The organism is Candidatus Villigracilis sp. (genome assembly GCF_057083605.1).
In genome coordinates this window covers 13,838-39,618 of sequence record NZ_JBXMTI010000013.1, presented here as the reverse complement: position 1 = coordinate 39,618, position 25,781 = coordinate 13,838, and the positions used below count along the sequence as shown (strand labels likewise).

Here is a 25,781-nt window from a genome sequence, read left to right as displayed (position 1 = left end):
GTTACTATGTCATGTGCTTTACTTGTAGTATTTGCCAATTAACAAGTCAAGTTTTTTACGCGTTTTTGCAGGAATAACTTTGGGGTTTGTGATGAGAGCGGCGGCTAGAGCCTGCCCGCAGGTACAGGCACGCTCCTTCTTTAGATCACGCAGTAAATTTCGAATGGCTTTTTGTGCAAGTTCCGTATTTTTATTGAGGGTCTGGATCACCATTTCTACCGTCACGGGCGATTCGCTTTCGTGCCAGACATCATAATCTGTGACGTGCGCCATGGTTGCATAGCACAGTTCAGCCTCTTTTGCGAGGAAGGCTTCTGGTGAGGCGGTCATCCCAATAATGGACATTCCCCATGCACGATAGGTATGCGATTCGGCTTTGGTGGAAAAGCGCGGGCCTTCTATCGTAATGAAAGACCCGCCACGATGTGTTACCGCGCCCATATCGCGGACTGCTGATTCCAGTTGTTGAGAAAGATCATTGCAGAAAGGGTCTGCAACGCTGATGTGGGCCACAAGTCCCTCACCGAAGAAGGAACGAGCACGGTCTTTGGTGTGATCGAAGATATTATCGGGAATAACGATATGCCCTGGGGCGTAGTCCTCGCGCAATGATCCACATGCGCTAATACTGATAACACGTTCGACTCCGAGAGATTTCAAGGCATAAATGTTCGCACGGTAGGGAACTTCAGTTGGGGTAATGTGATGCCCAATTCCATGCCGAGCGAGGAATGCCACAGATGTTCCCTCGAGAGTACCAATTGTGATGGGGGCGCTTGGCTTGCCAAAGGGAGTATCAACGTCAATGCTTTCTGTGTTCTCAAGCCCATTCATTTGATATAAGCCTGAGCCGCCAATAATCGCGATGGATGCTTTGTTTGTCATTTTTTTCTCAATCTTCGTGTGGGTTCAATCACTATATTTTCCGAGAGGTTAATTGCCAGGTGTGTGGAGCCGCATTTGATCTCGTCACCGGATGTGATGACAGTTGGCATGTTTACTGGTGATTCATTCAAAGAGGTGCCGTTGGTGGATGCCAGATCTTCCACCCACCATTGACCGTGATGGTAAGTGAGTTGCGCATGTCTTGTGGATACTGTGTCGTCCACAAGCGGAACGTCACATCCGGGGTCTCGCCCGAGGATGATCTCGGGTTGCGAAAAATATTTTAGAGATGGGTCTCCGCGTTCATAACGGACCGAGATACTGATCCCTGGCACTCTGCGGCCAGCCAGTGAGAGTCCCTGCCTATTTACTTCGCGGTATAGAAAGACCAGTGCCCATCCCAGAAAACCAAACAATGCCAATGCTGTGATTAGCCGCAAAGCCAATACAATGGAACCACTCATTTTTTCCTGAGTTTTGCCGTGGAGTGTTCTTTTAGATGTGCTGTGGGTCGGTCTGCGGCGGCGCTATGAAGCGGGGCTGTATCTTTCAGGTCGGGACGGGGAGGCGGGTTGTCCTGTCCGAAAATCAGCGCAACGCCTGCCAGCGAAATTACATCCCCGGGGTAGAGCACAGTCTGGCTGGTTCGCTGACCGTTTACAAAGGTCCCCCCGGTTGAATTCAGATCAAAGACAACGTAGCGGCCCTTGATAGTGCGTAACTGTGCATGGTTGCGTGATACACGCGGGTCGTCGATGATCAATTGATTGTCCAATCTGCGACCGATATTAACAACAGGCAATACGAGAGGAAATACCTTTACTCCCTCCACGATCAAAAATGCATTTTCAGGCATTTTGCTGCTGTCTTCAAGGTTTCCAGTGTCCAATGGGGTTGCGTTTGTGTCTGCCATAGATTCGATCCGATGTGATGCCACGATCTGAGCATCATTTAATGGAATTTTTTCGTCAGTTGAAATGGTGATTGTAGGCGATATTGTAAACCTAAATCCCGCCTCCTGCGCCACGGTTGTGATCGAGTGTAACAATACTGTAAGTAACTGCGGGTTTTGCCAGTTTGCCGAGGTGGATGGGTGCATGACCAGGGTATAGATGTTTGGCGCGATCATTGAACCATCATCCATGGACATGGTATTGAGTTGAATTGCTGCCGCCAGTTTTTGGACGATCATGTCCTCCACTTTTTTCCCGGGTAATATGTTCAGCAAATCCACTTCGATTAGCGCTTGAAGACGGGCTTCGAGTTCTCTTAAATTCATGGCTTACAACTTCAGGAAGTCATTATAGGATGTGGATGATATTTCTGCAAGGCCAAAGATAATCGACTGAATCGCCAACCATCTTCAATGCTTACAGTGCTTGCTTGCAGTTGGGGCAGACTCTGTCACTGACCTTTACTACAAATCCACATTTTTTACAGGTATGCGGTTGTACATTTCCGAGCGGCGCACCACAGGAAATACAGGACGAATCGCCGACAAGGTTGGCTGTGTGGCAGTACTCGCAGATCAGGCGTTTAAGTTTGTCTGAAAGCTCTGTGGATGCCCCGCTGGTTCGGACAGTTTTTGTAATTACCTGCCAGATATTCTCTCCAAGCTGCAAATGCTCAATATCCTGGGCGATATCGTCCAGCCGCCCCAGCAGGCTGAAAGGATTCCGAATAGCCGCAAGCGCGCTGGCACCCAGGCTTGCCGCCACTCCCAACCAAGCCTGCTCCCCCAATTCCACGATGATACCGTCTTCCATTTTTTGAATCGCCACTGTCAAGGCAGTTTTTCCGCCAGACATCGCATCCGGGCGGGAGCTTACCTGCACGATCATCTTGTCGCTTTGCCCGATTGTTTGCGCGCGTAAATTACCCTGGTTGAATTCGCCCAGAAGTGCCTGCGCAATATCTACAGGCTTGATATTTCCGTGAAAGATTTTTCGGTCCATGGAGTCGATTATAATCGTCTTTGCGATTCTCCTTTACATAGTATCGCAGAATGTACTACACCAGATGTTTAATACTTGTTCGTAATTTCCATCCAGACATTTACTCATTTATGAGAGAAGCGATAATAGTAATACGAAATGAAGAATATCAAGTTTCAATCCATCTTGCTGATTTTTCTCACTGCCTTGCTTTTGCATGCGACATTTTTCGGTTCCACCTGGACCGTTGTGTTGGCTCAGCAACCGACAGATACTCCGCCCGCCTCAACCGGTATATTTATTACCGTGGTGACCGAAGAACCTCAGATCAATGTGCGAATGGGTCCAAGTTCATCTATTTACCCAGTTGTCGGCATCTTGTTGACCGGTTCCGTTGCGCCTGCTTTGGGCAGGTCAGAGGGAGGCGATTGGATACAGATCGAATTTCCAGGTGCGCCCAATAATAAAGGCTGGGTGTATTCTCCGCTTGTGCAAGTTTCTCCTCCAGGCACGTTACAGGTCGTAGAACCGCCCCCAACGCCTGTGCCGCCTCCTACAGCCACCATTGACCCAACGCTGGCAGCGCAATTCAATATTGTGCCGACCAATACTCGTCTGCCAACTTTCACACCACCGCCAGCCGTAACCCCATCTTTGGACGAGACATCTCCTGCAACAGAATCCAGGTCATCTGTTCCGATGGGCACGATCATTATTGCCTTTGCAATATTAGGGTTGATCGGTTTGCCTCTCTCCTTTGTTCGCCGGTAAAGATGACAGTTTCCCATAGGGCTAGATTTTTTATTTTCATCGTATTGATATTGGCGGGATCAGGTGCGGCAATTTATTCCCCGGTTCAATTCTTGGTTCATGCTCAACAGCCTACAGGCTCAATTCCGACAGTTACTGGAACCCCTTCCGGTATGATCATTGCCGTAAATCTGGATATTGACATAGTCAGTGTTTATTCAGGCCCGAGCTCATATCTTTATCCTGCCGTTGGAGTGCTATTAAAAGGGCAGGAAGTTCCCGCCTATGGCATTTCCGAAGACCAAAACTGGATTCAGATATATTATCCCGGAGTACCGGATTCTGTGGCTTGGGTGTATGGCCCTTATGTAACTATCATTAAGAATGGCCAACTAGCAGAAGTAAAATCGCCTCCCACACCTACACCAGCATCAACGCCAACCATCGACCCAACCCTTGCAGCGGCATTTATTGCACCAGTCACACCCACACGTTTGCCAACATTTACTCCGCCAGCGCCTTTAGTCATTGCCTCTTTTCCTGATGATGATTCCGCGGTTGGCCGCGTGCCAATGGGCTTGTTAATAGTGGGACTGGGCTTTATTGGGGGGTTTGGAACTTTGATTTCTTTCCTGCGTGGACGATAGCGGTAAAAATACTTAGAGATATGAAAACATTTGAGTCGCAGATTAATTGACATGGAACATACCCAGCCTATGCATTCGCTGGATACCCTCCAACAAATCCGTGTTATCCCCAGTAGCCCTCATAATCGAAGTATAAACAAACGCACACGCCAAACGCTTTTGTTTGTGCTTCTGTTGATCCTCGTCTACTTCTTTGCCCCTTTCCGAACGAATATATTACTGCTTGGCACAGATGATTCACCTGAGAGAGGAAATTTAGGCAGGACAGATAGTATTGTATTGGCGACTATCGTGCCCTTGAAACCTTATATGGGTCTACTTTCTATTCCACGTGACTTATGGGTGGATGTTCCCGGAGTGGGGGAGCAGAGAATTAACACAGCATACTTTTTTGCTGAAGCAAACAAGGCGGGTTCAGGAACCAAAGCGGCAATGGAGACGATACAAGTAAATTTTGATGTGAATGTTTCATATTATATATTGATCCATATGGCAGGCCTGGTGGAAGCTATTGATGCGCTTGGCGGGGTTGATATCAATTTAGAAACATTTATGGGTGGTTATAGCCCGGGCATCCATCACCTTAACGGTATGGAGACGCTTGCATTTGTGCGCGAAAGGGCAACGAGTAGTGATTTTGGACGAATGCAGCGCGGTCAAATTCTGTTAGTCGCTATCTTTAATAAGATTTTTAATATATCAAACCTTCCCCAGATACCCGATTTTCTTCTATCGTTAGCTCGTATAATTGATACAAATATTCCAATTTGGCAATGGCCGCGTCTGATCATGACTTTGTTGCGAGTACCCCTAACAGGGCTGGATAGTCGCACGATCACCCCTGATATGATAACTCCATTTCAAACGGCAGGCGGAGCGCAAGTACTAGCCCCAAATTGGGACGCGATCAATCCTGTGCTAAAGGATATGTTCGGGCGTTAGCAATCCATTGGAAGGAATAACATGTTAACCAAAAATCGTAATTCCATTTACATCATTATCGCGATTGGCATCTTATTGTTGTGTGTGTTGCCTGCAATCGGATATGCTGGTTTTCAGATGGTAGCAGTGACTGAAACACCTAGGGCCACACCATCTTTGCCGCCGCAATTTTTGCTGGTTACTCCTTCACCAACTGAGGCCGCTCCTGTTTGCGGTGGACCGAAAGTCATGTTCATCTTATTGGTTGGAAGCGATGCCCGCAGCAATAGTTATTCGGCTGGGTTGGCTGATTCAATCCGTATTGTACGGGTGGATTTTGTTAACCCCGGTATTAAACTTCTGCCTTTCCAGCGAGACCTATACGTTGAGATTCCAGGTATTTCAGACCATGGAGGGATAACACATGGGAAACTCAACCAGGCTTATCTTTATGGAAACTCCACATTTGGTTATTACGATGGCCCCGGAGAAGGACCCGGCCTGCTTGCATTGACCATGGAGCAAAACTTTGGCGCCCATGTAGATCATTATGCGGCAGTTAACTTACAAACTTTTGTCAAAGTGGTGGATGCAGTCGGTGGAATTGATATCGACCTCCCGTATGCAGTAGATGGCCGCGCAAAAGGCTCAACTGATAATAGCAAGTATTTTCCTGTCGGGAGCCAACATCTGGATGGCAACCGTACGATGATCCTGGCACGTTTGCGCCCGGAAGGTGATCTTCAGCGTAGCCACACACAGGATTTGATCTTACAAGCATTGGTCTCCAAACTTCTAACCCCCGCTGCATTGCTGGGTTTACCGGAGCTTATTGAGGCTTTCAAAGGCTCACTGCAAACTGACCTTGGCCCGGCAGAGATCGGCCCTCTGCTTTGTCTGGCCGCATTGCTTGAACCTCAAAATGTAGAAATGGCGACTTTTCCTGATGGGCTCTTCACTGGAACACGCGTTCAAGACCCGGTGCTGGGCAACACTTTCGTATGGCAGGTGGATTTTGAAGTTTTACGGGAGTATGTAAAGAAATTTTATGATGGAACGTGGCCTGAAGCCGAGCCGCCGTCATAGTTGAAATTGGTGAATCACTTCAACAAAGTGGTATGCATTCATAATTTACCCAACAAAAAACGCCTTTCAAAAGGCGTTTTTTGTTGGGTACTATTTGAGTTAGTTATTGCAACTACAGGAACCACCACCGCAGCCGCCCCCGTCACTACCGCAGGCGCATCCGCCCTCGCCGTGAGAATGAGCGCTCTTGGCGTTGGGGCTGTTCACAGCAAAGCCTTGCCCGTGTTGAGGATCGTTCACGAAATCAACAGTCGCATCGCGCAGGTAATCAATGGAAACTTCATCCACAACCACTTTAACGCCGTCGGCTTCAAAAGTTGTGTCCACATCCCGGAAGTTATTATCCAATGCCATGCCAAAGTTTACGCCACAGCAACCGCCGCTCGCGACATAAACACGCAGAGCATAGCCTTCAAGGTTGCGTTGTTCAAGAATATCTCTAACAGCTTGGCTGGCTGCGGGTGTTAATGTGAAAAGTTGGGTATCAATTTCTTGGAGCATGTTTTTCTCCTTTTAGGTGCGTACGAATAATCTTGCCAAATATTATCAGGTTTGGTGGTCATTGTCAACTTATGGGTTAAGTAGATTAATTCGCGCTCATCTTTCTTGACACATTCTATTTGCACCTGTAAAATCCCTGTGAACTATTAGGCGGAAGCCTACATTTTATTTTATTCCCCTTGGAGGAATACCTCACATGTACTATATGCAAGGACTTACCTCATTGGAGGCGGTTGCAATCTGGGTCGTTTTTGGCATTGCCATCATCGGTCTGTTGTATGCGATCTTCCTTCGTAACCAAATCCTGCGCGAAGACAAAGGCACCGAAAAAATGCAGGAAGTTTGGAATGCGATCAAGGACGGTGCGAACGCTTATTTGCAAAAGCAGTTCCGTTCCATTTTGCCGTTGATCGCTATTTTGACCGTTGCTTTGTTCCTCTCTGTATACGTTGTTCCACCCACTCCTGAGGCTCAGGAGCGATTCCAAGGCATGAGCGATTCTCAGCTCCAGTTTTGGATCGGTATTGCGCGCGGCCTGGCCTTCGTGATGGGTGCATTTTTCTCGCTCACAGTTGGTCAGCTTGGCATGCGTATGGCTGTGGAAGCCAATGTACGTGTAGCCTCGGCATCAAAGAGATCGTTTGGTGAAGCACTTCGTATCGCGTATCGCGCTGGAACCATCACAGGTATGCTCACCGATGGTCTTGGTCTGCTCGGCGGAACGATCATCTTTATCATCCTTGGTATTGCCGCTCCTGATGCCCTCCTTGGTTTCGGTTTCGGCGGTACTTTGCTCGCGTTATTCATGCGCGTGGGTGGTGGTATTTTCACGAAGGCAGCAGACGTCGGCGCTGACCTGGTTGGTAAAGTAGAGGCAGGCATCCCTGAGGATGATCCGAGAAATCCTGCTGTGATCGCTGACCTCGTTGGGGATAACGTCGGCGACTGCGCTGGTATGGCCGCTGACATTTTCGAATCCTACGAAGTGACGATCGTTTCTGGACTTATTCTTGGCCTTGCTCTCTGGCACATTACTGACCGCCTTGAGTGGATCATCTTCCCGTTGATGGTTCGCGGTATCGGTGTGCTCTCGTCTATTATCGGCACCTACTTTGTAAAAGCTGGCAAGACTGGCAAGGCCGCTGACGCTATGAAAGCAATCTTTAGTGGTTTTCTGACCTCGGCTGTGATCTCTGCCGCGTTGTTCTTCATTGCTGGTTTCTTCTATTTGAATAGCCCTGCCATGGCAGAATGGGGTGGTTGGTGGCGCTTGCCCACTGCTGTAGGTGTTGGCGTGTTGCTGGCTATCGTGATCGACCGCCTGACCGAGTATTTTACAGGCACCGAAGCCGCGCCTGTAAACGATATCAAAAAAGCCGCAGATACTGGTCCCGCAACGCTTATCCTTAATGGTGTTTCGGTTGGCTTCGAGTCTTCGGTGTGGTCTGTGCTGGTGATTGCTTTGACCATTATTGCATCCATTATCATTTTCGGCTCCATCCCTGGTGTTGAAGGTGTAGCAAAGGCAACCTTTATTTTGTATGGTGTGGCAATGACCGGTATTGGCATGTTGACCCTTACTGGCAACAATGTAGCGATGGACTCATTCGGCCCCATCTCTGACAATGCCAACGGCATCGGTGAGATGGCCTGGTCTGGCAAAACAGATAAAGCCACCAAGGATGCTCAACAGATTATGGCTGACCTCGATGCAGTAGGTAACACCACCAAGGCAATTACAAAAGGTGTCGCCATCGGTTCAGCAGTCATTGCGGCAGTATCGCTCTTTGGCTCATTCCTGGTGGATGTATCTCGTGCACAAAACAGCCTCGGCATCCCGGTTGAATCGCAGATCCAGGCGCTTGGCATCCGCGTAGATATTCCGCAGGTCTTCGTCGGTATGTTGATCGGTGGTGCTTTGCCATGGTTATTCTCCTCATTCGCCATTCAAGCTGTGGCACGTGCAGCCTCGTTGATCGTGATGGAAGTCCGCCGCCAATTTAGATTAGGGGTGCTTGAAGGTAAAGTTAAACCTGATTACAGACAGGCTGTGGCTATCTCCACAACTGCCGCGCAAAAGGAATTGGTGTCCCTGGCTTTGCTCGGTGTTGTAACCCCGATTGTCGTTGGTCTGTTCTTGCAAGTGGAAGCGCTCGGCGGATTCCTGGCGGGCATCATTGTCTCGGGTCAGTTGTTGGCCGTTTTCCTCAACAACTCCGGTGGCGCATGGGACAATGCCAAGAAGCTGATCGAAGATGAACCCAAAGACCCGAAGAATAATCGCGGCAAGGGTTCTGAACGTCACAAAGCTGGTGTGGTAGGCGATACCGTCGGTGATCCTTTCAAAGATACCGCTGGCCCCGCACTGAACCCAATGATCAAAGTAGTGAATCTGGTAGCTGTGATCATCGCCCCGATCGTTGTGCAATATCAGAACGCAACCGGCCCTGCTTTGTATGCCGTTTGGATTGTAGGCATCGCCTTGCTCGGTGTACTTGCTTGGGCGGTTATCCGCTCGAAAGCCCCCGCACCCTCGATGGTTGAAGAAGTGAAGCCTGAGAAGAAGAGTAAGAAGAAGTAGCCTGCAAAATCTGGAAATGAAGAGACCCGACTTCATCGGGTCTCTTTTTCTTGGAGGTTATGGCTGATGAGAAAAATATTACTAAATATCCACCCCTTTTTGTTTATGCTCGTTTCCCTGCTTTTTATTTATTTTCAAGCATTCCGGGAATCCACGCCAATTGGGATTGTTCGCCCAGTTTTGATATTGTCGTTTGCCCTTTTGCTGTTTTATCCCTTGGCGATCAAGCTTGCTGGGAGTTGGGAATGGGGCGGAATCTTAATGAGCATTGTGGTTCTTGGTCTGTTTTTTCAACCCCCACATTTTTTGGTTACAAGCGTGTTTGTGGCCCTTGTAATTTTTCCATGGTTTCCTTATCTCATGCTGACCAAACGGCGATTTCTTGTTTCTCAAATCTCATTCTCGTTGACTTTTGCAAGCTTTTTCATTGTGGCTCTGCAAGTAATCAAGCTTTTTTCTGATCTTAGTTCCATTCCCTTTTCATATTATAAAGCCATGGCCGGGCGTTCTAGTTCAAATATCGTCCCTCTGGATACAGGGGATTTAGCTTTTAAACCTGATATTTATTACCTTATTTTGGACGCATATCCACGTGCTGACATTTTAGAGGAAATATATCATTATGATAATTCCGAGTTTATCGTTTATCTTGAAGGACTTGGATTTACTGTTCCAGAGAATACTCGCTCGAATTACCCGAGGACGGCTTTATCGGTCTCATCTACCTTGGATATGCAGTATTGGGATACGATCTCGCCAGGCATGGAGGATGTTATCTTTTGGTGGCCCACCAAACCAGTAATGCAGCATAGCCGTGTTCGTGAATCGTTGGAGTCCGTGGGATATCAAAGTGTGTCTTTTGCTAGCGATTGGGATATTACGGATAACCCAGCTGTAGACATATATTTGAAGCCATACCCAATTCGATTTACTGGATATGAGAATCGCATTGCTATGACCACTCCCCTCAAGTCCCTTTTGTCTCCTCTTCAAGATGTTGCGCCTGTTATGTCCAATGAGGTGCATCGCCGTTATATTTTGAATATTCTTGAAAATCTTAAAAAAATTCCGCACATTGAGGGCCCAAAGTTTGTTTTTGCTCATGTGATTTTGCCACACCCTCCCTTCGTGTTTGCTGCAGATGGAAGTCCAATTGACTCCAGCGAAGATTTCACCTTCGCTCCGCGCGGATTGTCACTAGAGGAAGAGCGCCTGGGGTATATAGCCCACATTGAATTCCTTAATTCGCAACTGCGCTCTGTGATTGATACGATCCTGCGCGAATCAAAAACGCCGCCGATCATCATTTTGCAGGCAGATCATGGTTCTGCCCTATATTATTCGTTCCTATCCTCCGAGACCGCCTGCCTTCGAGAGCGCTTCTCGATTTTTGGCGCATATTATTTGCCCGGCAAATCGCATGATACAATTCCGCCAAATTTGACACCTGTTAATTTGTTTCGCATTATTTTTAATGAGTATTTTGAGGCAGAAATGCCCTTACTTGAAAACTTCCATTATTTTACGCAAGGACACAATTTGTTTGCCGGATTACAGGATGTTACTGAGTCTGTAGATAGAAGCTGCAATTTTATGCAGGAGTAATATTTTACCTACAAGGAGTCCGCATGGATTTGATAAAAAAATATAATGTAACCGCCCCCCCTTTTGTTTTTTGGGGGGTTGCATGGATCGCGTTGTGGCTTCTCCCTTGGGGGAGGACGTTTATATTTAATGACAATCTCTACTTTATATTTTTTGTGGATATGCTAAAACTCGGGGTCGCACTTGGGATGCTCATTCTGCCGGGCGCGCTGCTTTATATTCTTTTACGCCAGAACGACCCACTCGTGGACCTGTGGGAAATTCTTCCCATTGGTTTTGGGCTGTCTGTAACGATCATTGCATTGATCGGTATGGCCGGACGCCTTTTGGGGTTTTCTTTTGTGTTGGTAAAGAACTTGTTCATGTTGGCTGGGCTGATGGAGTTGGCCCTTTTGGCTTATTTCAAGCCGGGTTCTGCGATTCGTAAAGAGCATATTGGCGAACTTTTCCGAAATGTTTTTGAGAATATCCCCCTGTTGCTAGCATTGATCGTGTCTACGGCAATGACATTCAATGAATTCCTGTTCTTTATTGACGATGTCACGGATGCGGGTTATGCAACGAACTGGCAGTATTCCACACATTTGGGATTTAATAACATTGTACATTACGAAAATTTTGTCGAACATGAAAGATACTGGCTTGCTCTCTATCCAATGAGACAAGCGCTGCTTTCTGATTTAAGTGGGGTACCGGGATTATTGATTTACAGCAATTATCTCGAACTATTTCTTGTGCCGATCGCCGTGATGACTGCCTATTGGTTCGCATGTGCTTTGGGATTGTCTCGTAGAGCAGCCGGGTTTTCTGTTTTAATTCAAGTTCTTCTTTATGTGTGGATGATTGGCGAACAGTGGCCGGTTGGCTTCTGGTTTTTCTTGAACATGATCGAAGACAAAGTTTCTGCTGTTTTTCTTATTGCTCCGCCGTTCTTTTTCTTCATTTTGAAATTCCTGCAAGTTCCATCGCAAAAGTATATTGTGCTGGCGTTTATGTGTGGGCTTGGTCTTACTTTAACTCACCCGGCCATTTTGTTTTTTTCATGTTTTATCGCCGCTGGTTTGGTGACTTTTTCTTGGCTGGCAAAAAGGATAGGCTGGCGTGAAATATGCCAAGTGGGGCTTATTTGCGTGATCTTGTTGCTTCCTTATGTGTTCATTAGATTATATGGGTATCTCTTTCACCCTATGATCCCATTCGATGCCCAAAGTGCCCGTGTCTCATTCCAGATCGAGAGATACACCCACGTGGTAGGTGACGTGTTTTACGGCCTCAACCCTGAAGTTTTGAAGTTTTTTGACATTTCGCCTGAAAGCAGCATATATTCAGCTTTTCAAGTCTTCAGGCTGTTTCCCGTTTTTCTGGCTTTGACCGCAGCAGTTTTAGCTGTCATCAAATTGAAGGAGGGCCCTTTATATTGGTATGTCCTAACCTGTGTGATTCTGGTTGCATTTGCAACCATTCCATACACTGGCTGGATTTTGGGCTACTTTGTATCTGCGCGCTTGATCTCGCGCGCCTCCTGGTTCTCGCCGCTCGGTTTGGCGGGTGTACTGGTTTTCAAGATACTCATAGATCGTTTGATGGTTGGTCCCGTTTTTGGAAAACTTATACGATCCTATATGTATCGAACTGGGAGAACAACCGGAGTATTCTCAGGGATTATTGTCTCTCTGGTGTTCATGGCGATCATGCTGATTGTGACCGTCTCTCCGCGTGTGAAGCCTTATTTTGAGGTGTTGGATCATTACAGTCAGATAGCCCAGGTTGGCACATACATAGATCGGAATACTGCACAACCAACAACTGCGATCGCCCTGGATTATTGGGACACTCAACTGCTGCCTGGAGCGTCAGCCCATTCAGACCTGATTTCTTTTCGGGAGGAAAAAGAATACAATCCACACAATTATTTCCTTTCGGTTGGGGAGATTCATGAGAGAATGGATGATAGTAACGCCATTCGTTTGCTGGACCTGTCTATTCCTCTTGAAAAATGGTGCGCTTTATTGGGCAAATATAGTGTCAGGTTTGTGCTAGCTGGACGGGGCAATGCAGGATCGTTTACGAAAATGGTTGCCGCCTGTGGAAGAAAAATTGAAAATGTGTTTGAAACAAAAGATATGATTTTGTTGGAATTTGAATAAATGGACATGGAGGGACAAATTTCGATCTACTTATAGATTTTTTAGGCAGCAAAAGAAGGAGACGGTGTGGGCGAATCTGTGAAATCTTCATATTGGCGGTCGGCAATGCTTGTGCTTTTAACGATTGGAATGCTCGCCGCTTTTTTATATTATCTTTACGTCAATGCCGGCGAATATGACCGTCTGTTACGCATATCCACAATGCGGGTGCTTGTTCTTTTGGGTCTATCCCTGACTTTTCCGTTCATTAATAGCATCATGAATATCTACATTTTCAGGAGTATGGGGGTTGCTGCGATTTCCTATTGGGATGTTTTTCTTATTACAGCGGCCTCGACCCTGGCGAACCAGCTACCAGTTTCAGGCGGAATAATATCCAAAGGATTTTATTTGAAACAAAAATATGGCGTTCCTTACGCAAAATTTTTTAGCGTATCATTGGCCTTGTTTTTTTGTTTTATTGGCACAAGCGGATGTGTTGGCATCATAATACTTCTGTATTGGGTCTTATTTAAAAAAATTGCAGTTTCGCCTGTACTATTATTTGGATTTGCCTTAATGCTGTCTTGTTTTTGTGTGTTTTGGCTGCCACTGCATAGAATAGGAATACCAGATCGAATTCGTAAATGGATTGATGAGGCGGTCGAGGGGTGGGTAATAATTACCAAAAATCCGGCTTTTTTGTTACAAATCATTGGATTACAGGTAATTTTGCTTTTTTTATCCGCAATTAAGTATCAGCTGGCATTTCATATGCTTTCACAAAAGGCGGATCTAACTCAAACTATCATATTTTCAAGTGCGACTGTCCTATCTCAGTTGGTCAGCATTGCTCCAGGCGACTTGGGAATAAGAGAGGTAATTGTCGGGGCAATTGCCTCTATATTAGGATTTGACATGGGTGTAAGCGTGGTTGCTGTAGGATTGGATCGTTTAGTGTCTACTTTCGCTATTTTATTGTTAGGCGCGATCAGTACGATCATTTTGGGAAAACAGATGTTGGATTGACCAGTAAAAACTGGAGAACAGAAGGACGACCTGCCCCCGCCGGCAGGAAAAGCTTGACAAAATGGACTTGACCTTGTAATTTTAATTTATGCAAACTCGATTAAAGCACCGCAACGCTTTCCAAGGATAATTATCCCAGTTGGGTTAAGCCAACTTTTTTCCATATTATTATCGTCTAAATAGAAGCCAATCCAAATCTCAGCGAATAAAACTAGACCTCACACTGGCAGGTATCATGACCAAATTAATCATTCAAATCCCATGCTACAACGAGGAGGCGTCTCTTCCCGTCGCCCTTGCTGAATTACCCCGCGAACTCCCTGGTATTTCCAACATAGAGTGGTTGATCATTGATGATGGCAGCACGGATCAGACTGCGCAAATAGCAAGGGAATACGGAGTAAACCATGTGGTTCGACACACAAAAAATCGAGGATTGGCTCAGGCATTTATGACGGGCCTGCAGACCTGTCTGGAATTACATGCCGATGTCATTGTCAATACCGATGCTGATAATCAATACTATGCCGGCGATATTTTGAAATTAATTAATCCCATCCTTGAAGGGACCGCCGATATTGTCATCGGCAGTCGTCCTATCGCTTCTATCTCCCACTTTTCACCCTTCAAAAAAGTTCTCCAAACCCTAGGGAGCTGGTTTGTGCGAAAAGTGAGCAGAACCAAGATCCGCGACACCACTAGCGGTTTTCGGGCGTTCAGCCGCAAGGCGGCCATGGAAATGCACGTGTTCAATGGGTATACTTATACCTTGGAGACCATCATCCAAGCCGGGCAAAAGGACATGGCGATCATGGATGTGCCCATAAGAATTAATGAACAGTTGCGTCAATCCAGGTTGATCAAAAGCATCCCGGATTATCTGAAAAAATCATCGCTGACCATCGTACGCATATTCATGACCTATCAGCCCTTTACATTTTTTGCGATCCCCGGATCGATTTGTTTTTTTCTAGGCACTCTAATAGGAATTCGCTTTTTATATTACTATACCGTCTCTGGCGGCAGTGGACATATTCAATCCTTGATTCTTTCAGCGATCCTTATCAGTTTGGGAGGCTTTTTAGTGATAACCGGTCTGATCGCAGATTTAATCTCGGTCAATCGCAAACTTCTTGAGAAGATAGACTTTCAAATTCAGCAAATTAAAGAAACAGTGGAGAGAACGGGCAGCGATAAATGATTCATCCAATGGAACCATATTTCAGGCGAATCTCGTTGGAGATGAACCGCGCGCCTTATACCATTGACCTTTAACGCACTCCGAGCCGCCATATTTCATGCGGTGAAAGCTGGTTGATTTTTTTTCCTGACATCCAAGTATAAACAGCAGCATATATGGGAGTAATGCAGTCATATAGAAAACGTGCCAGTAAAAACGGCATTATCAAGCATGCCAGTAAGACTGATTTGGAGGCAAGGTGAATATAGTGGATACTTCGGAATACCAGATTAATTTTTCGGATGATGTGCGCAAAGTAACCAAACACTGGTTTGGATAGGGATGGAATATTGTGTCTGGGCTTGGTGGTTGCGCTCTTGATCCACAATGGTTTTTCGCCAACCAGTAAGAAGTTGCCTTTGGAAAGTAGGAAGTAAAGCATTGGATAGACAATGTTATACGGGGTGTTTGCGTTGATCCACCCCCATGGCCTGAACTTGATGAATTGGTCATCATCTAAGCACTTTTTGCGCATTAAGCCGTAAATACATTTGTCGTCATAGTACCATGAAAATTTAATTAACCTGAGGATTGCATAATCACTTGTGTAATTGGGCTTCCAAATATTTCCGTAGAATTCTTTTGTTTCTTCCTCAATAAACTGATAGGGCGTGTAAGCGCCAACTGCACTGTGATCTTTTTGCAAGGCAAGTACCATGGTTTGAACGTATTCCTGATCCCATTGGTCATCGTCCGCTGCCCACATGAAATATTCGCCCCGGGATTCTTGCAGGACAAAATTGAAATTTCTGTGACTTCCTAAATTATTCACTTGGCGAATATATTTGATGCGATCATCCTGCGATGCATATTCTCTGCAGATTTCTTCGGTTTCATCGGTTGAAGCATTATCTGAAATTATCAGCTCGAAATCGGTGAATTTTTGAGTTAACAAGGCATCTAACGCCCGCCGCAGAAATTTTTCTCCATTAAATACCGGCATACCGATGCTAACTGTAGGGACGTCCTTTTTCATAGTTCAACTTTCTTGAGCATAGACTTGAAAGGATTTAAGAGAAAATACTGCCAAAGAGATCGGCATTGCATTTTCTTATTTTATTCGACGAAGCCAGGCATTTGGCCAATGCGTAATGTTTTTATCAAGTTCGCTTTCGTTAAAGGCCCAAGTTGGCTGTTCTATAACAAAATCGTGATGATTTTTCGTAAATTCAAATGCCGCTGCTGATGGGTTGTCGCTAATCCACTCTGGATTGCCCCGTGGGACGTCGTATAGGTCCTGCATGATCCCGTCTGTAGCAACCAGATATGAGCCTGGAGTTACTATTTCGTGATAGGCTTCCAGCTCGGCCAGCACATGTTGTTTGGTATGGTTGGAATCAAGAATAACCAACACAAGATCACCGGGATTGATCATGGATTTTACTTTTTGAACAATCTCTAAGTCTGTTGAACTACCTTCGATTAAAGTGATCCATGGAAATAATTCATGAGCTTCGATGGATTGGCGATTGTGCGGACGGATCTCAATGTCAATTCCAATGATACGCCCCTTCCCGATGATCTTGCACAGGCTTGCCCAAAAAATTAAGGAACCTCCATGAGCGATGCCTGTTTCAATGATTACATCTGGTTTCAGCATGTAAACAACCTCTTGAATTCGCAGCATGTCTTCAGGGAGTTGAATTATAGGGCGCCCAAGCCATGTGAATGTATATTGATATCTTTGGTTCCAACCCGTCTTTACCCATAACCTCGATATCAATTCAAAGGCCTCCTTGGTGAATAAGCCCATTGTATTCTCCCCGGCTTGAGATTCTGTTTTTATATTTTGCGCTTCTGTATCAATAACTATTTTCATTATTATCTCCTGATGTAAACTCAAAAATTTCTACATCTTTTGCCTTGGTTTCTTTTAACAAACTTTCTATTTCTTGGCGATAGTTGGGGTTTAAGATCACGACCGACTTTATATTGTTTTGTATCAAGGTGTGGTAATTCAAAATAGGATGTCCGGTGCCCGGGAGAAATTTATTTTGTTTTTGAGGATTAATGTCTATCATGCACGAAATTATTTCCCGTTTTGGGTCGAATAAATTGGCGAATGTTACACCTTTTGCACCAGCTCCCCAAACGGTAATATTTCCCTGGCTGCGCATCTCAATCAGTCTGTTTTTCCATATAGATATTAATCTGGCATTTGCCTCTGAAAATTTATCTGAAAGGTCAGTTAGGGCGGCCACCTGTTTAATATTTAGATGGAGGGGCGCTGACTTCAGCGTGGGACGAGCCTCAACCCAAAAATATTGATTTCCAAAAATAGTCTTAATGTTCTCTACAAGAAAACCAGATTTTTCAAAAGCCAATCGAATTGACGGGCCACTAAAATAAGTGCAATGCTCATAAAAAAAGTCCCACACCACTTGATTTTTTAATATCCATTCAACATCTGGGGTTTCAAAAAAGACCTGAGCTTGAGGCGAGTTGACTAAAGCGCGCTGGATCGTTCTTAACATGTCGAGTGGACTTCCAATATGTTCGATCACATGTCTGCATATGACAATATCAGCAACCAAGTCGGCGGAGGATTCATCGTAAAACTCCCTCTTAAATTGTAACCTGCCATCTAATTTTTCCAGAGGGCCTATATAACTGGGGTCAAAACCGACCCCTGAATTATCCCCGCGTTCGATCAGTTTCTGCAGAAAATGCCCTTTTCCACAACCCACTTCTATGATACGACGATTCTTGACGCCCCTTTGGTTAATGAGATAATCTACGCTGTCATCCAGGTATTCTTCGAAAACAGACGAATAACTTTGCGTATTTTCATATTTTTCGTCGTAGGACAGAAGCGATGCATCAAAGTCTGCGTTGAAGACAAATCCGCAATTGTGGCAGATGGATATGCTTAATGTTCCCCGCGCGATCTTGACTGCGTCGTGCTCTTTTTCGAATAGTAAGTTTTGATGTACAGGAACGCTCTCACGACTCAGAAACACGCTTGCGGAAAACATTCCACAAATTGGACACTGAAAATTCATGAATCTTTCTCCACTTGTGTTCTCTTCCACCAATCTATAGTTTGTTCTAGGCCTGATTCAAGATTGAATTCGGAGACATAACCCACCTCGTTCCGTAATCGCGAAACGTCTGCTGTCAGCAACGCAGGTTCATTTTTAGGAGGCAAGGCGCCTAATCTTAATTTGCCAAATCCGCTCAACTGCTTTGCAATTGCGTCAATAATGTCTTTGATAAGAATGGGTGTTCCCGATGCTATATTAACAGACCCTCTTATGTTGCTGTCTAATAAATTCACAAAGGCATTTGCCGCGTCACTCACGTGCATGTAATCACGCACTTGATTGCCGTGTGAACAAAGCGCTGGCTCATTGCGCAGCAATGAATTCACTACTACGGGCACCAATCTGGCAGGGTGTTCATGGGGGCCATATAGGAAGAATATTCTTCCCCAGGCGCTACTCAAAGAGGTATTCTCTGAAAAGGATGCTAGTGTTTTTTGAACGACGTTTTTACAAGTTCCGTATAATGTAGCTGGCTCAAGGGGGGTCGTCATCTCTGAACAATGCCCGTAACGCCAATCATATTCCGCACAAGTACCTGCGCCCACAAACCTTTCTCCGCCATTCTGGTGAAAGGAATAAAGTAGTGAAATGCTTGAAGCTGCCCAGCGAAGATTTTCTGGAGAAGTCCAATATTTACCCGGCTCGGTATACCATGCCAGATGCAAACAATGACTTGGCTGAATGCTTTCAACAAGATGTTGAGTTTTCTCGTTATCCAGAAGATTTTGGCTATGCCAGATAATATCTTTCTTAAAACCTTGCAAAGGCTTCAATGAAAGGGCATGAACTTCGTAATCCTTTTCAATCAGAAAGGGTAGGCAATGACGCCCAATAAATCCTGAAGCGCCGGTAACAAGGATTTTTCTCACTTTAGAAAATCCGCATATTCTTTATCTTGACGAGAGATGATGCGTGGTTGGCTGATCCACTCGACCCCAAACGCAGCATCGTCCCATCTCACACCGCGTGCGCATTCAGGGTGATAAAATTCGGTCATTTGGTAAAACACTTCTGTCTTATCCGACAATGTTTGAAATCCATGGGCGAAATCTTCGGGGACGTATAAGGCGCGGCGGTTCTCGGCAGTCAACTCCACAGATGTCCATTGTTTAAAAGTTGGAGAATCGGGACGCAGGTCGATGATAACATCGTAAATCGCACCCATTGTGCAGCGGATAACTTTTGCCTCTGCAAACGGCGCAATTTGATAGTGCATGCCGCGCAATGTACCACGTTTTTTGTTGAATGAAATATTGCATTGAACAAGGCGAGGATTCAATCCATGCTGCTTGAATTCATCCTCGCACCACGACCTCGCGAAGAAACCTCGTTCGTCTTCGCGAGGTCTGATATCTATAATAAACGCACCGTTAAGTTTGGTTTCGATGAAGATCATCAAACAACCTTCAACTCAGGGATGGGGATAATGAACCTACCACCGCGCCGTCTGTATTCCTCCTGTTGAGAGAGGATTTCTTCTGCGAAATTCCAGGTTAACAATAATACGTAGTCGGGCTGGGTTTCCAACAGTTTTTCTGGCGCGTAAATGGGCAGATGCGTGCCGGGTGTGTAATGCCCCTGCTTGACCGTGCTGCGATCAACAACGTAGTCCAACACCTCAGCGCCAATGCCGCAATAATTTAACAGCGTCGTGCTTTTGGCAGAAGCACCATAGACAGCGATGTGTTTTCCCTCGGCTTTGATTTTTTTCAAAAGCGCCAGTATCTCAACGCGCAAGTGATCCACTTTTTCGCTAAAGTTTTGATAGAACGAAAATTGGTGGACACCCCAGTCGGATTCTTCCCTCAACAAGTTAGCTACGCGTATCCCGCCTTCTTTTTCAAGTGAGCGTGTGCCACTGGTGGGCTGGAAATAAACGCGCAATGAGCCACCGTGGACAGGCAGGCGTTCCACATCCACAAGTGTCAGCCCATATTGTGCGAACAAATTACGGAAGGAGGTCGCCGAGTAATAACACAAATGCTCATGATAGATCGAATCAAACTCTCTATGATCCATCATATCTTTGACGTAGTGATTTTCGATGATCGCCACACCATCCGGTTGTAACAGGATGGATATGCCTTTTGCGACCCCATGTAGATCAGCAACGTGTGCCACAACATTATTGGCATGGATAACATCCGCTTTTTTACTCTGATCACGTAGCTCTTCCGCAAGCGCAACGTTGAAGAATTCGCCGATTGTAGGGATGCCGCGCTGTTCAGCGACGTGCATGATATTAAGCGCAGGCTCGATTCCAAGTACAGGAACTCCATTGTCCTTGTAATTCTTTAGTAAGTATCCATCGTTGCTGGCGATTTCCACAACAAGGCTGTCCTTATTTAATTTGCAGCGAGAGATCAATTTGTTGGTAAGCATATTTGCATTTTGCAAAATCGTATCAGAGAACGAAGAAAAATAGAAATATTCGCGGAACAATTTTTCAGGCGACACCGTTTCGGTGATCTGCACAAGCGTGCAGCGTGGACAGAAAACTAGATTAAGGGGAAATCTTTCCTCAGGTTGGGCTAACTGGTCGCGGGTCAGAAGCGCATTCGCGAGGGGAGTCTGCCCCAACGACAGAATGGGGAAAAGATTTGTATTCTCACAAGAACGACAGGCGAACATTATTTCACTCCAAAAAAATCCTTGTACCAGTCAATGGTTTGTTTCAATCCCTGCTCGATGTTGAACAAAGGCTTCCAGTGCAATTCCGTCCTTGCTTTTTTTGCGCTTAGGTATTGGTGGAGGATTTCATTGCTAACCTCGTTGCGGTTCTCGGATTGCAGGTTGCTTCCCATCAATGTCAATATTTTTTCAACGATCTCAGTCACGGTTAATTGGATTTCATTTGAGAAATTAAAGGCCCTCCCCTTAAGTTCGGGGCGTTTTGCAAGCTGTTCGGCCAATAACATATATGCTGCTGCACCATCTTCTACATAAAAATAATCGCGGACATATTTGCCATCCGAGCGAATTACGGGATTTTGACCGCGCAAGATTGACCGGATCGTACCGGGAACGATGCGGTTCCAATTCAAATCTCCTCCGCCATAGAAATTTCCGCAACGCGTGATGACAATGGGCAAGTCATAGCTGACTGCATATGTCTTTGCGATCAGGTCGGCACAGGATTTGCTAACGTCATATGGATGTTGGCCCTGAAGCGGAGTCTCTTCGCTATAGGGGAGGTTCGCCTGGTCGCCGTACGCTTTATCTGAAGAGGCTACAACGATTTGCTTGATCTTTGGGCTGCGGCGGGAGGCCTCCATCAGATTCCAGGTGCCAGCAATGTTCGTTTCAAAGGTCGAGATTGGGTTGCGGTTGGCAATGGTTACGATGGTTTGCGCAGCGAGGTGAAAGACCGTATCTATCTCATATTCTCCGAGGATGCGCTCCAAAACCGTTTGATCGCGAATATCCCCACGTACAACCTTCATGCGCTCAAGCAATCCTGTACGGACCAACTCGCTTTGCGGGATCCAATCACGCACGAGGCAGACCACATCTGCACCTGATTCTACAAGGCGCTTCACGAGCCATGAGCCAACGAGTCCGGTGGCTCCGGTGACGAATGTGGGGCGGTCAATCCAGAAAGAAGTATCCATTATGCCCATGTCTTCCATGGTGCACTTCCAGTATTCCATAAACTCTCAAGTTGACGTTTATCCCGCAAGGTGTCCATACATTGCCAGAAATCATCATGACGGTATGCGGCCAACTGCCCCTCTTTTGCAAGTCTCTCTAGTATGTTTGTCTCCAAACTTGTTGAGTCTGATGAAACATATTCGAATACTTTTGGTTCCATTACCATAAAACCCCCATTGATCCAGCCCTCGCCGATTTGTGGCTTCTCAGTGAATTCCGAGATCAGATCACCCTCAAAGATCAATCCACCAAATCGTGCCGGCGGTCGCACTGCAGTGATGGTAACGGTTCGATGGCATTTTTGGTGCAGTGCAAGCAGGGCTCTCAGGTCAACATTCGATACGCCGTCCCCATAAGTTAGCATAAAGGGTTCATTACCAATATACTCTCGCAAGCGGCCAAGCCTTCCGCCTGTGTTGCTATCCAAGCCGGCGTCCGCCAAATGCACGATCCAATCTTCATGCATCTGATTCCGCATTACCGTCCTGCCTGTTTGCATCTCGATGGTCAAGTTGCCGTGTAATGCGGCTTGATCCAGGAAAAATCTTTTGATCAAATCGCCTTTGTACCCCAAGGCAATCACAAATTCTTTGAAGCCAGAGCTGGCATAATGTTTCATGATATGCCATAAAATTGGCCGTTCGCCAATTTCGACCAATGGCTTTGGCTTAATTTCAGTTTCTTCAGCTAGACGTGTACCTAATCCGCCGGCAAGGATGACTGTTTTCATCGTTTCTTTAGCCTGTCTTCATATAGTGTATTGGCTGGAATGCACAATTATCATTTGAGGTTACATAATGCTGGTACATGTTTCCAGAATTGATAATACAATCATAACAGAACTTTTAAGTTGATGGAATAAATCCTTGGGAAAGTCATAATGGTCTCTGTAAGATATGGCGAATGCTTGCGATATAAACAACGGTTTTGCTTGAAGTAGTGACATGTTCAAAGTCGCGAACCAGACAGCGATATCGCCCCAGCCAACCAGGGTACGCTCCACCACCCAGCGTAGCGGCAAAACAACAAATCCTTTCGCAGCGTCCGAGCGCAAAGCGATTTCCAAGATCCAGCCAATATTTTGGAGACCTTCTCGACCATTGAGGCATAATCACCATCTACCTAGATCAGTCTTAAACAACTCCAACGATCACTTTGACAGGCTAGATTAGCACAATTATCCTGGGGAAAAAATTAAGAGGAAATGATAATATCCGTTAAACCAATTTTGGGCGCATAACATAAATTTCAAGGTGATGGAATCGTCTACTTCGCTGGAATCACCCTCAGCGGGCTCAAAACAAAGCTCGTGAAAATGATATACGTGCCAGTTACGATTAAGAGCAATCTGCTAAATCCCAGGCGGATGTTTCTGTTTCTAGTCACCTTGCGTGTCGCCGGTATTCTTTGGGGTTTGTGGAAAAGGAAATATTTTCTGATCATATGGTTCATCCTTCCATACTTTGTGGAGCCGCGTAGTGTGCCAAGCATTGCGTTCTATCCATTTTGTATGTTAATAGCGCTTGCCCTTGTTGACATAGTCCCTGCTCTGGTTGATTCTTTACGGAAAAGCAACCCTTCATCCCAAAAACCTGAATTTAATGAACGTGGATGGCTGAACATAATCTTTCTTCTAATTATGGTCTATTTATTTGTTGAGTCCAGCTTATTCGGATTCAAGTTGATCAATACCAGCCTCTCAGTTGCTGACCGAGACGCGATGGCTTGGATTCAACAAAATACGCCACCGCAGAGTCGTTTTCTTCCAATAACTGGTGTGCAAAGCCCGGAAGTCGACCCATTTGCGGAATGGTTTTCCGCGTTGACAGAAAGGCGAAGCCAAACAACGATCCAAGGCTTTAAGTGGCTTTTGGGCCCCAAATTTTATGAGAGATATAGGGATTTGGCCGATGTACAGAAATGTGCATCGGCTGACTGTATAGCGAAATGGTCCGCGCGGACAGGGTTGGATCATCAATATATTGTCCTTCGAAGATCGGGCGTGGATGAAAATCTGGCTTCCTCGCTTGACCAGGCAATCGAATACGATGCTATTTACTCAACCAACGAGATATTGATCCATTCCTTGCTGAAGCCATAAACTAGGCTGTTCTTTCGCCCTAAATCCTCATGAGACATGAGGTTGTGGCACTGATAGAAATTCGAAATCGGCGCGCGAAAGTTCATAAAGTCGGATTACTTCTTCAAGAAGATAGTAATTTCCGCTGTGTCGTACACTTTTTTATATTCCTCGGAATTGCTTAGAGGCACATCCAGCGACGTGTGCAGGGTTGTTGCTCCTCGGGTTCTTCGTAAATAGACATAAGATATATCTGTATTGGATTCCCGTGCCCATTGATTCAGGCAAATAACATCCCGCGTTGCGCATGATTGTAATTTCTGATAGGCTTCCACTCGCGCGCCAAAGTTCCCATCATTGACCCACTCATAACCGAATATTGTAGCGGCACTTGTTCGTTCTGTTATTGCAGGAAACCATTCCGAGGATGAATCGTTCAGAGGCAATCCTTGCGTTATAAGGACAAATTGACTATCGGGCGGCGTATTTTCCTTTACCCACGCAAAAGCATCCAGATCTGACTTGGTTAGTGTCAACTGTCGATTGATATTTGATGCGACGCTGAAGGCTGACAGGCTAATGTAAATGAATAGTGTAATGAGGAAAATTTTGACATATCGTTCATCAAGAAGTCTAAAGATCCAATCTTCTTCCCTCGTCGACTTCTCGTAACTTGGAGCATTCTCAGCACTGAGTCCGCGTAGCGCTGGAAGGATGGCTTGATCCAAGCCGATGCCTGCGAACATCGCCATGGGTATCATCATGAAGAGCGATCCACCGCGCGGCTCCAGCATGTGCATCATCAAAAACCAGAGAGGGACGAAAAACTTTCTCCGTGCCAGCAGGATGAACAAGCCTATTAACCCCAAGACTGTGATGAGTGTCATATACGGCTCATCGGTGAAATCGAAGCGGAACAAAATCAAGATACCTACCAGGGTGTTGTAACTATTTTGTTTTGCGGCAGACGCTGCTGCCTGGAAAGGGTCAAATCCGTGCCTTGAAACAACTGTTAACCACCAGGGTGCAGTGATAACCAAAATGCCGATTGCAACGAGCGCTGCCCTTGCCAGGCCTTTTGAAGTGCGGTCTTTCCACAGATAAAAAAAGATTGCACTAATGACCGTATGAGTTGTTGCCTCAGGATGTGTGTATACGACCAATGCGCCGAGAAAGATCATGATTAGAACTGCACGGTTCGAAGCTGGGGCAAATAAAATGTAGGCCTGACGCATGGCAAGTAGTGCAAATAACAAACCTAATGATCGGGTCATGCCTCCACCCATGATCAGCCAATCAAATGCACGCGGAACAAATGCGAAAGCTAGCAATGCAAGTGCAACCTGTGCCTTAGAATCGAGCATTTCTTTCGCTAGCAAATAGAATGCAGGAATGGTTAATGCACTCACTATGGACGGCAGGAGTTGCATCAACTTGAGAGCAGGAAGGCGCCCCAGACTCGAGATTAAGCCATAAAGATAAAATGCAAGTGGGGGATAAGCAAAGGGAATGTTGGCGTTGTTGTAGGTGGTGTGCAACGGCAACACAAAGTGATTGGCTTGTAGGTCTAGGATCATCTTGTAGAACAGACCACCATCATTAAGAGGAAAGGATGCAGATAACGGCGCGGAGATACGAACCGTCAGGCCGATGAGCGTTAAGAAAAATACGAGGGCAAAGCTGACGCGATCTGTTTTCAAT

General features: G+C 45.9%; 25 protein-coding genes. 11 read left to right on the top strand and 14 right to left on the bottom strand.

The window, feature by feature from the left end; genetic code table 11:
- Positions 1 to 18: 18 nt before the first annotated feature.
- The 4 genes from mtnP to AC14M5_RS02280 form a co-directional block, all read right to left on the bottom strand.
- Positions 19 to 885, bottom strand: a complete 867-nt coding sequence (gene mtnP / locus AC14M5_RS02295) for an S-methyl-5'-thioadenosine phosphorylase (RefSeq protein ID WP_484028007.1) — start codon at positions 883 to 885, stop codon at positions 19 to 21.
- On the bottom strand, positions 882 to 1,349 hold the full coding sequence (locus AC14M5_RS02290) for an FHA domain-containing protein (RefSeq protein WP_484028006.1): 468 nt from the start codon (positions 1,347 to 1,349) through the stop codon (positions 882 to 884). Before AC14M5_RS02290 ends, mtnP begins: the two co-directional genes overlap by 4 nt.
- Complete coding sequence (locus AC14M5_RS02285; RefSeq protein ID WP_484028005.1) at positions 1,346 to 2,164, bottom strand: FHA domain-containing protein; 819 nt, start codon at positions 2,162 to 2,164, stop codon at positions 1,346 to 1,348. Before AC14M5_RS02285 ends, AC14M5_RS02290 begins: the two co-directional genes overlap by 4 nt.
- A gap of 91 nt (positions 2,165 to 2,255) precedes the next feature.
- Positions 2,256 to 2,840 carry a zinc ribbon domain-containing protein gene (locus tag AC14M5_RS02280; RefSeq protein WP_484028004.1) on the bottom strand — a complete coding sequence of 195 codons (585 nt, stop codon included), beginning with the start codon at positions 2,838 to 2,840 and terminating at the stop codon, positions 2,256 to 2,258.
- A gap of 138 nt (positions 2,841 to 2,978) precedes the next feature.
- On the opposite strand from AC14M5_RS02280, the gene AC14M5_RS02275 reads away from it, so the two are divergent.
- Genes AC14M5_RS02275 through AC14M5_RS02260 form a run of 4 tightly spaced genes read left to right on the top strand, consistent with a single transcriptional unit; the run spans position 2,979 to position 6,223 of the window.
- Positions 2,979 to 3,590, top strand: coding sequence for an SH3 domain-containing protein (locus AC14M5_RS02275; RefSeq protein WP_484028003.1), 612 nt, complete (start codon positions 2,979 to 2,981; stop codon positions 3,588 to 3,590).
- Positions 3,591 to 3,592: 2 nt separating this feature from the next.
- The gene (locus tag AC14M5_RS02270) at positions 3,593 to 4,216 is read left to right on the top strand and encodes an SH3 domain-containing protein (protein ID WP_484028002.1); all 624 of its coding nucleotides are present in this window, start codon (positions 3,593 to 3,595) and stop codon (positions 4,214 to 4,216) included.
- 51 nt (positions 4,217 to 4,267) lie between these two features.
- Positions 4,268 to 5,158 carry an LCP family protein gene (locus tag AC14M5_RS02265; protein WP_484028001.1) on the top strand — a complete coding sequence of 297 codons (891 nt, stop codon included), beginning with the start codon at positions 4,268 to 4,270 and terminating at the stop codon, positions 5,156 to 5,158.
- A gap of 21 nt (positions 5,159 to 5,179) precedes the next feature.
- Complete coding sequence (locus AC14M5_RS02260) at positions 5,180 to 6,223, top strand: LCP family protein (RefSeq protein WP_484028000.1); 1,044 nt, start codon at positions 5,180 to 5,182, stop codon at positions 6,221 to 6,223.
- A 99-nt stretch (positions 6,224 to 6,322) separates the two neighbouring features.
- Here the strand turns inward: AC14M5_RS02260 and AC14M5_RS02255 are convergent, their stop codons facing one another.
- Complete coding sequence (locus AC14M5_RS02255; RefSeq protein ID WP_484027999.1) at positions 6,323 to 6,724, bottom strand: HesB/IscA family protein; 402 nt, start codon at positions 6,722 to 6,724, stop codon at positions 6,323 to 6,325.
- Positions 6,725 to 6,929: 205 nt separating this feature from the next.
- Here AC14M5_RS02255 and AC14M5_RS02250 point away from each other — a divergent pair, with 205 nt between their 5' ends.
- The 6 genes from AC14M5_RS02250 (at position 6,930) to AC14M5_RS02225 (ending at position 15,266) form a co-directional block, all read left to right on the top strand.
- Positions 6,930 to 9,305: a sodium-translocating pyrophosphatase gene (locus AC14M5_RS02250; RefSeq protein WP_484028027.1), complete on the top strand. Its 2,376-nt coding sequence runs from the start codon at positions 6,930 to 6,932 to the stop codon at positions 9,303 to 9,305.
- Positions 9,306 to 9,364: 59 nt separating this feature from the next.
- A complete protein-coding gene (locus AC14M5_RS02245) occupies positions 9,365 to 9,766 on the top strand; it encodes a hypothetical protein (protein WP_484027998.1) in 402 nt (133 codons plus the stop codon).
- Between the two features lie 34 nt (positions 9,767 to 9,800).
- On the top strand, positions 9,801 to 10,910 hold the full coding sequence (locus AC14M5_RS02240) for a sulfatase-like hydrolase/transferase (RefSeq protein ID WP_484027997.1): 1,110 nt from the start codon (positions 9,801 to 9,803) through the stop codon (positions 10,908 to 10,910).
- 23 nt (positions 10,911 to 10,933) lie between these two features.
- On the top strand, positions 10,934 to 13,057 hold the full coding sequence (locus AC14M5_RS02235) for a DUF6077 domain-containing protein (RefSeq protein WP_484027996.1): 2,124 nt from the start codon (positions 10,934 to 10,936) through the stop codon (positions 13,055 to 13,057).
- A gap of 66 nt (positions 13,058 to 13,123) precedes the next feature.
- Positions 13,124 to 14,065, top strand: a complete 942-nt coding sequence (locus AC14M5_RS02230) for a lysylphosphatidylglycerol synthase transmembrane domain-containing protein (RefSeq protein WP_484027995.1) — start codon at positions 13,124 to 13,126, stop codon at positions 14,063 to 14,065.
- A 235-nt stretch (positions 14,066 to 14,300) separates the two neighbouring features.
- Positions 14,301 to 15,266: a glycosyltransferase family 2 protein gene (locus tag AC14M5_RS02225; protein WP_484027994.1), complete on the top strand. Its 966-nt coding sequence runs from the start codon at positions 14,301 to 14,303 to the stop codon at positions 15,264 to 15,266.
- Between the two features lie 70 nt (positions 15,267 to 15,336).
- Here the strand turns inward: AC14M5_RS02225 and AC14M5_RS02220 are convergent, their stop codons facing one another.
- The 8 genes from AC14M5_RS02220 to rfbF form a co-directional block, all read right to left on the bottom strand.
- Positions 15,337 to 16,281, bottom strand: coding sequence for a glycosyltransferase family 2 protein (locus tag AC14M5_RS02220; RefSeq protein ID WP_484027993.1), 945 nt, complete (start codon positions 16,279 to 16,281; stop codon positions 15,337 to 15,339).
- 75 nt (positions 16,282 to 16,356) lie between these two features.
- Positions 16,357 to 17,124, bottom strand: a complete 768-nt coding sequence (locus AC14M5_RS02215) for a cephalosporin hydroxylase family protein (protein ID WP_484027992.1) — start codon at positions 17,122 to 17,124, stop codon at positions 16,357 to 16,359.
- Positions 17,108 to 18,307 (bottom strand): class I SAM-dependent methyltransferase, encoded by a 1,200-nt coding sequence (locus tag AC14M5_RS02210; RefSeq protein ID WP_484027991.1) that lies wholly within the window; start codon positions 18,305 to 18,307, stop codon positions 17,108 to 17,110. The genes AC14M5_RS02215 and AC14M5_RS02210 overlap by 17 nt, the downstream gene beginning before the upstream one ends.
- Positions 18,304 to 19,218, bottom strand: a complete 915-nt coding sequence (locus tag AC14M5_RS02205) for an NAD-dependent epimerase/dehydratase family protein (RefSeq protein WP_484027990.1) — start codon at positions 19,216 to 19,218, stop codon at positions 18,304 to 18,306. The genes AC14M5_RS02210 and AC14M5_RS02205 overlap by 4 nt, the downstream gene beginning before the upstream one ends.
- On the bottom strand, positions 19,215 to 19,745 hold the full coding sequence (gene rfbC, locus AC14M5_RS02200) for a dTDP-4-dehydrorhamnose 3,5-epimerase (RefSeq protein ID WP_484027989.1): 531 nt from the start codon (positions 19,743 to 19,745) through the stop codon (positions 19,215 to 19,217). Before rfbC ends, AC14M5_RS02205 begins: the two co-directional genes overlap by 4 nt.
- On the bottom strand, positions 19,745 to 20,980 hold the full coding sequence (locus AC14M5_RS02195; RefSeq protein ID WP_484027988.1) for a class I SAM-dependent methyltransferase: 1,236 nt from the start codon (positions 20,978 to 20,980) through the stop codon (positions 19,745 to 19,747). The genes rfbC and AC14M5_RS02195 overlap by 1 nt, the downstream gene beginning before the upstream one ends.
- Positions 20,980 to 21,999 (bottom strand): GDP-mannose 4,6-dehydratase, encoded by a 1,020-nt coding sequence (locus AC14M5_RS02190; protein ID WP_484027987.1) that lies wholly within the window; start codon positions 21,997 to 21,999, stop codon positions 20,980 to 20,982. Before AC14M5_RS02190 ends, AC14M5_RS02195 begins: the two co-directional genes overlap by 1 nt.
- Positions 21,960 to 22,730 (bottom strand): glucose-1-phosphate cytidylyltransferase, encoded by a 771-nt coding sequence (rfbF, locus tag AC14M5_RS02185; RefSeq protein WP_484027986.1) that lies wholly within the window; start codon positions 22,728 to 22,730, stop codon positions 21,960 to 21,962. The genes AC14M5_RS02190 and rfbF overlap by 40 nt, the downstream gene beginning before the upstream one ends.
- A gap of 636 nt (positions 22,731 to 23,366) precedes the next feature.
- Here rfbF and AC14M5_RS02180 point away from each other — a divergent pair.
- Positions 23,367 to 24,101, top strand: a complete 735-nt coding sequence (locus AC14M5_RS02180) for a hypothetical protein (protein WP_484027985.1) — start codon at positions 23,367 to 23,369, stop codon at positions 24,099 to 24,101.
- Between the two features lie 95 nt (positions 24,102 to 24,196).
- Here AC14M5_RS02180 and AC14M5_RS02175 read toward each other — a convergent pair whose 3' ends face one another.
- Entirely contained in the window at positions 24,197 to 25,780 is a 1,584-nt protein-coding gene (locus AC14M5_RS02175) for a hypothetical protein (protein ID WP_484027984.1), read from the bottom strand.
- Position 25,781: the final 1 nt, after the last annotated feature.